Source organism: Nocardia sp. NPDC003345 (assembly GCF_053589395.1).
Genome location: NZ_JBSFRU010000481.1, coordinates 1 through 3,328, shown reverse-complemented (window position 1 = coordinate 3,328; position 3,328 = coordinate 1). Strand labels below are relative to the sequence as shown.

2 protein-coding genes are annotated in these 3,328 nt (G+C 67.3%); both read left to right on the top strand.

Translation table 11 applies throughout. The features are described 5' to 3' along the window. Nucleotides 1-618: 618 nt before the first annotated feature. Nucleotides 619-1,944, top strand: coding sequence for a replication-associated recombination protein A (locus ACWDU1_RS30950; protein ID WP_450003911.1), 1,326 nt, complete (start codon nucleotides 619-621; stop codon nucleotides 1,942-1,944). A 36-nt stretch (nucleotides 1,945-1,980) separates the two neighbouring features. Next, nucleotides 1,981-3,328: alanine--tRNA ligase (gene alaS, locus ACWDU1_RS30945; RefSeq protein ID WP_450003910.1), on the top strand; the 1,348-nt coding region annotated here is incomplete at its 3' end.

Genomic DNA, 3,328 nt, shown 5'->3' with positions numbered 1-3,328 from the left:
CGAGTCTCGAGCGCTGACAGCAGACGCTTCGGGGGCCGAACCCCGCGCGGCGGAGCCGCGCCAATAAACACAGAACCTTGGCGAGTAGGGTCACCTCCTCACCTTGGCGAGGAGGGTCACCTTCTCACCTTGGCGAGGAGGGTCACCTTCTCACCTTGGCGAGGAGGGTCACCTCCTCACCTTGGCGAGGAGGGTCACCTCCTCACCTTGGCGAGTAGGGTCACCTCCCCACCTCCGCGAGTAGGGTCACCTTCTCACCTTGGCGAGGAGGGTCACCTCCCCACCTCCGCGAGGAGGGTCACCTTCTCACCTTGGCGGGCAGGGTCACCTCCCCACCTTGGCGAGCAAGGTCACGTCGTCACCTTGGCGGTGGGGTCACCTTGTCGCTTTGGCGGGCGGGGTCACCCCTACACCCCCAGCGAGCACGGTCCCCCCTCACCTCGGCCGGTCAGGTCACTTCCAACGTGGCGAGCAGGCCCCCACCCCCACCCCCGTCCCGAACAAACCCACCCCACCCCCGCGAAGCCGCGCCGATAACCATCCCCCCGCCGCCAATAGACTCGTGTCATGAGCGACGGTCTGTTCGATATGCCCGGTGCGGGGCCGGTCACGGAAGGGATGGAGACCCCGGATCAGGCCGCCCGTGAGGCGGGCGTGCGGGCCCCGCTCGCGGTGCGGATGCGCCCGGCTTCACTGGACGAGGTGGTGGGACAGCAGCATCTGCTGGGACCGGGGTCGCCGCTGCGGCGGCTGGTGGAGGGTTCGGGGGCGGCGTCGGTGCTGCTCTACGGCCCGCCCGGCACCGGTAAGACCACCTTGGCGTCGCTGATCTCCCATGCGACCGGCCGGCGGTTCGAGGCGTTGTCGGCGTTGTCCGCGGGGGTCAAGGAGGTGCGGGCGGTGATCGATGTGGCCCGGCGGCGGCTGGCGGCGGGGGAACAGACGGTGTTGTTCATCGACGAGGTGCATCGCTTCTCCAAGACCCAGCAGGACGCGTTGCTCGCCGCGGTCGAGAACCGGATCGTTTTGCTGGTGGGCGCGACCACCGAGAATCCGTCGTTCTCGGTGGTGTCGCCGCTGCTGTCGCGTTCGCTGGTGTTGCAGTTGCATTCGCTCGAACCGGAGGATATCCGGGCGGTGCTGGCCCGGGCGCTGGCCGATGCGCGGGGGCTGGACGGGCAGTTCACCGTCTCGGAGGAGGCGCTGGACCATATCGTCCGGATCGCCGGTGGTGATGCGCGTCGGGCGTTGACGGCGCTGGAGGCGTCGGCGGAGTCGTCGCTGGACGGGCGGATCGATCTCGATCTCGTGGCCGCCAGTGTCGACAAGGCCGCGGTGCGCTACGACCGCGCGGGGGATCAGCACTACGACGTGATCAGCGCCTTCATCAAATCGATCCGAGGTTCCGATGTCGACGCCGCCCTGCACTATCTGGCCCGGATGCTGACCGCGGGCGAAGATCCCCGTTTCATCGCGCGACGGCTGATGATCCACGCGAGCGAGGACATCGGCATGGCCGACCCCACCGCCTTGCAGACCGCCACGGCCGCGGCGCAGGTGGTGCAGCTGGTGGGGTTGCCGGAGGCGCGGCTGGCGCTGGCCCAGGCGACCATCCATCTGGCGACGGCGCCGAAGTCGGGTGCGGTGGTGGCGGCGATCGGTGCGGCGATGGCCGATGTGGCGGCGGGTAAGGCCGGCGCGGTGCCGCCGCATCTGCGTGACGGGCACTATTCGGGTGCCGCCCGCCTGGGCAACGCCCAGGGCTACCGGTACCCGCACGACGATCCGGACGGGGTGCTGGCACAGCAGTATCCCCCGGATGAACTCGTGGGTGTCGACTACTACCACCCCACCGGTCACGGCCACGAAAGGGCGGTGGGACCGCGGGTGAGCACCCTGCGCAGGATCGTTCGTGGCCTGCGGCCCGGAAACGCGGCTCGGTGAAAAACGGGGTGCGCGGCACCGGTAGGCTGGATATTCGTGCAGACCCACGAGATCAGACGGCGATTCCTGGACCATTTCGTTCGTGCCGGGCATACGGAGGTGCCCAGTGCATCGCTGATCCTCGACGATCCGAATCTGCTGTTCGTGAACGCGGGCATGGTGCAGTTCAAACCGTACTTCCTCGGCCAGCAGACCCCGCCCTATCCGCGGGCGACCAGTGTGCAGAAATGTGTGCGCACCGGTGATATCGAGGAAGTCGGCGTCACCACGCGGCACAACACCTTTTTCCAGATGGCGGGGAATTTCTCCTTCGGCGACTACTTCAAGGAAGGCGCCATCCGCTTCGCGTGGGAGCTGATCACGAAATCCCAGGAAGACGGGGGGTACGGGTTCGATCCGGAGCGGATCTGGGTCACCGCCTACGAGGCCGATCCGGAGGCCGCCCAGATCTGGCGGGAGGTCGTGGGGGTTCCCGAGGAGCGGATCCAGTTCCGCGACGGTAAGGACAACTACTGGGATATGGGTGTGCCCGGTCCCGGCGGGCCCTGTTCGGAGATCTACTACGACCGTGGCCCCGAGCACGGGCGTGACGGCGGGCCGGTGGCCGACGAGGACCGCTATCTGGAGATCTGGAACCTGGTGTTCATGCAGGACATCCGTGGTGAGGACAGCCCGAAGCTCGGGTTCCCGCCGGTCGGGGTACTGCCGAAGAAGAATATCGACACCGGTATGGGTGTCGAGCGGATCGCGATGCTGTTGCAGGGCGTCGAGAACGTGTACGAGACCGATCTGCTGCGCCCGATCATCGACCGGGCCGAGGAACTGACCGGTCGCTCCTACGGTGTCCAGCACGCCGACGATGTGCGGTTCCGGGTTATCGCCGACCATGCCCGCACCTCGGCGATGCTGATCGCCGACGGCGTCAATCCCGGTAACGACGGCCGCGGTTACGTACTGCGCCGGTTGTTGCGGCGGATCGTGCGTTCGGCTCGGCTGCTCGGTGCCGAACAGCCGGTGATGAGTGATTTCATGCGCGTGGTGAGCGATCTCATGGCGCCCTCCTATCCGGAATTGGCCACCGATTTCGGGCGGATCGAAACGGTCGCCGTCGGTGAGGAGACCGCGTTCCGCAAAACCCTGAGCACCGGGTCGAAACTGTTCGACGAGACCGCCGAGCAGGTGAAGGCCGCCACCCCCACGGGTAAGACCGGCACGATTTCCGGCGCGGACGCCTTCACGCTGCACGACACCTACGGTTTTCCGATCGATCTGACGCTGGAGATGGCCGCCGAGGCCGGGCTGTCGGTGGACGAATCGGGTTTCCGGTCGCTGATGGCCGAGCAGCGCCGCCGCGCCAAGGAGGACGCGCACGCGCGTAAGCATG

What these genes read in the sequence shown, in the direction of transcription:
- ACWDU1_RS30950 (WP_450003911.1), top strand. Translation starts at nt 619, where the DNA reads ATGGAGACCCCGGATCAGGCCGCCCGTGAGGCGGGCGTGCGGGCCCCG.